This is a genomic window from Plantibacter sp. ME-Dv--P-095, from assembly GCF_030209365.1.
Taxonomy (GTDB): domain Bacteria; phylum Actinomycetota; class Actinomycetes; order Actinomycetales; family Microbacteriaceae; genus Plantibacter.
On the sequence record NZ_JARVSB010000008.1, the window covers coordinates 1 to 3,430 of the forward strand.

The 3,430-nt window shown below is 71.5% G+C and carries 2 protein-coding genes and 1 pseudogene; 2 read left to right on the forward strand and 1 reads right to left on the reverse strand.

Annotated features, from left to right (window positions below; genetic code table 11):
* Nucleotides 1–216: 216 nt before the first annotated feature.
* Entirely contained in the window at nucleotides 217–1,779 is a 1,563-nt protein-coding gene (locus QRN26_RS12150; protein WP_285037052.1) for a PucR family transcriptional regulator, read from the reverse strand.
* 26 nt (nucleotides 1,780–1,805) lie between these two features.
* On the opposite strand from QRN26_RS12150, the gene QRN26_RS12155 reads away from it, so the two are divergent.
* Nucleotides 1,806–3,164, forward strand: a complete 1,359-nt coding sequence (locus QRN26_RS12155) for an aspartate aminotransferase family protein (RefSeq protein WP_285037055.1) — start codon at nucleotides 1,806–1,808, stop codon at nucleotides 3,162–3,164.
* Between the two features lie 109 nt (nucleotides 3,165–3,273).
* Nucleotides 3,274–3,430 (forward strand): annotated as a pseudogene (locus QRN26_RS12160) (methylmalonate-semialdehyde dehydrogenase (CoA acylating)); the annotation flags it as partial.

A 3,430-nucleotide genomic window follows, 5' to 3' on the forward strand; every position in this document is an offset into this window, starting at 1 on the left:
TGGGCAAGCCCGCCATGGACGAGTTCGTCAACAAGAAGCTCATCCGCATCGCGTAGTCGGTCACTGAGCGCCCCGGTCACTGAGCTTGTCGACGTGCGGCCCGTCCTCGGTGCTGCCCTTCGACAAGCTCAGGGATCGGGTTGGTGGGGCTCAGCGGCCGGCAACCGGTCTCGACACCCGACCACCTCCGGTCACTGAGCTTGTCGAAGGGCGGCGTCAGCGCTCGGCGAGCTGCAGGGCACTCCAGAGCTCGGTGCGGTCGGCGAAGCGCGAGAGGTCGAGGTCGAGCAGCCGTTCAAGCGTCACGATGCGTGCACGCAGCGTCTGCCGATGGACGCCGAGGCGGCCGGCGGCCTGGTCGGTCACGCAGTTCGCCTCCAACCACACGCGTGCCGTCTCGAGGTGCGTCGCGCGCGCGTCCTCCCCCAATCGTCCGAGCGGTTCGAGCAACCGGTTCGCGAGCACCGACCCGCCCGAGGCACTGAGCAGTCCGAGCAGCCCCTGTTCCGCGAGCGCCTCGTACCGCACGAGCCGCGGCGTCTCGCCGGCCGAGGCGCGAGCGCGGGTCGCCTCGGCGAGCCCGTCGCTCACCGCCGCCCACGTGGTCACCGCAGACACCCCGCCGGCGAGTCCGTGCCGGCCGACGACCCCGCTCCACAGCCCGGTGTCCGCGTCGCTCGACACGATGACGATGCGTGCGTCCTGCTCGGCGAAGAACAGCTTGCCCCCGTGGGCGGCGGCCTGGACGTCGAGTTCGGAGAGGAACCCGAGCTGCCCCGGCGGGATGTCGACGACGGCGACGCGGATCGGATCGGGCGGGAGCGGTCCCCAGAGCCGCGCGGCCGTGCGCTCGGCGACGGCGTGGTCGCCGGACAGCAGCAGTTCGAGCAGCCCGGAGCGCAGCTGACGACGGGCGAGGTCGAGAGCGCTGTGCTGTTCCAGCGCGATGCTCGCCAGGCCGATGACGCTCGACACGAGGTCGTGCTCGGCGTTGTCGAGCGGCACCCGCGACCCGACGGCGAGGATGCCCCGCAGCTCGCCGCGCCGGCCGAGTGTGAGCAGGGTCGCGCCGTCCGCGCCTTCGCCGAGGTGTAAGCCCGCGCGCGATCCGCGTCGGAGCACGTCCGCCACCGCGGCCTCGACGCCCTCGGACACCGGCTCCCGCGTCTTCGTCACCACGCGGTTGCCGAGCGCGTCGTAGAGGGCGACCCAGCAGTCGAGCTGTTGCCCGAGCTCCTCCAGGATCGCGGTGAGTCCGTCGGGCCGGAGCGCAGCCCGCGCGACCGCACGCTGGGCGGCGAGCGACCACTCCAGCGACGCCACCCGAGCGGCCGCGACCGCATCGGCGACGAAGCGGATGATGCCGATGAACGGCGTCCGCTCGCCCACCTCCAGCAGCGTGAACCGGTGTCGGGTGCAGGCGTCGATGAGGCGCTGCGGGACGTCGGCGTGGATGATCCCCGTCGCGAAGCCGAGCGCGACGACCCCTCTGGCGACCAGGCGACGGACGTACTCGTCGGTGCGGCGGTCGGCCAGCTCCTCGCTCATCGAGCCGGCGAACTGGGCGCCGTCGGTGAGCAGGAGTTGCTCGGCCTCGAGCCACGGGGTCGGGTCGCCGAGGTCGGAGTTGTGGACCCAGGCGATCTCGCGGTCGAGGTCGGCGGCGTCGCCCTCGACGAGCAGCGTGAGCTTGAACACCGGCTGGGCCATGAGCGTGCGCAGCGTGACGCCGGTGTGGACGCGACCAACCTCGCCGCCGATCACGGGTTGCGTGGACATGAGCCGAACCTATCACCGGATCCGACATGTACACGGGCGTCGCCGGTTGCCAGGCTGCAGGGGTGATCAACGACTTCCTCGCAGGCCTCGACAACGCCACCGTGCGCGACGCCGACACCCAGCGCGTTCTCCACTCCTGGTCCGCCCAGAGCACGCTCAACCCGCTCCCCATCGCGGGCGGACTCGGCAGCACCGTCTGGGACCACGACGGCCGGCGGTATCTCGACTTCTCCAGCCAGCTCGTCAACGTGAACCTCGGCTACCAGCACCCGAAGGTGGTCGCGGCCATCCAGGAGCAGGCCGCCCAGCTCACGACGATCGCCCCCGCGGCCGCCAACGCGACGCGGGCCGAGGCCGCTCGGCTCATCCTCGATCGGGCACCCGACGGCTTCGAGAAGGTCTTCTTCACCAACGGCGGTGCCGACGCCAACGAGAACGCGATCCGCATGGCCCGCATCGCCACCGGCCGTGACAAGGTCATCTCGACCTACCGCTCGTACCACGGCAACACCGGCGCGGCCATCGTCGCGACGGGCGACTGGCGCCGCATCCCCAACGAATACGCACGCGGTCACGTGCACGTGTTCGGCCCGCACCTCTACCGCACCGAATTCTGGGCGACGACGCCGGAGGAGGAGTCGGAGCGCGCGCTGCGTCACCTCGAGCGCACGGTGCAGGCCGAAGGCCCCGGCTCGATCGCCGCGATCCTCCTCGAGACGATCCCCGGCACGGCCGGCATCCTGACCCCGCCGCCCGGCTACCTCGCGGGCGTCCGCGCGATCGCCGATCGCTACGGCATCATGCTCATCCTCGACGAGGTGATGGCCGGCTTCGCCCGCACCGGTGAGTGGTTCGCGTTCGACGCCTTCGACGTGCGACCGGACCTCATCACCTTCGCGAAGGGCGTCAACTCCGGCTACGTCCCGCTCGGCGGCGTCATCGTGTCGGCGGAGATCGCGCACCGCTTCGACGACCAGGTGTTCCCCGGTGGCCTCACCTATTCCGGCCACCCGCTCGCGTCGGCGAGTGTCGTCGCCACGCTGACGGCGATGGCCGAGGAGGGCGTCGTCGAGCACGCAAAGGCGATCGGCACCGACCACCTCGGGCCGGCCCTGCACGCCCTCGCCGAGCGACACGACGTCATCGGCGAAGTCCGCGGCAGCGGCGTGTTCTGGGCGGTGGAGCTCGTCGAAGACCCCGAGACCCGCGCGCCGCTCGCGGCCGCAGACATGGGCCGGTTCAAGTCCTCCCTCATGGAGGCGGGTCTCCTGCCGTTCATCAGCGAGAACCGGATCCACGTCGTGCCGCCCGCGGTCGTGACCCCGGACGAGGTCGCCACCGGCGTCGCGATCATCGACAGCGCACTCACGGAGCTGCGCGCGTGACCGGCGAGCCGGAACCGTTCTGGGACCAGGTGTCGGGACTCCCCGCGCCGACGCCCGTCCCCCTCGACACCCCCACCGCTGCACCCGACGATCTTCAGGAGCACTTCGCATGATCACCACCGCCACCACCGAGACCACGACCACCGAGTCCGGCCCGCTGCCGGTCGTCCCGCACTGGATCGACGGCGCCGAGGCCCCGTCCGATTCGGGCCGCACCGCCCCCGTCTACGACCCGGCGCTCGGTGTCGCCACCAAGCACGTCGCGC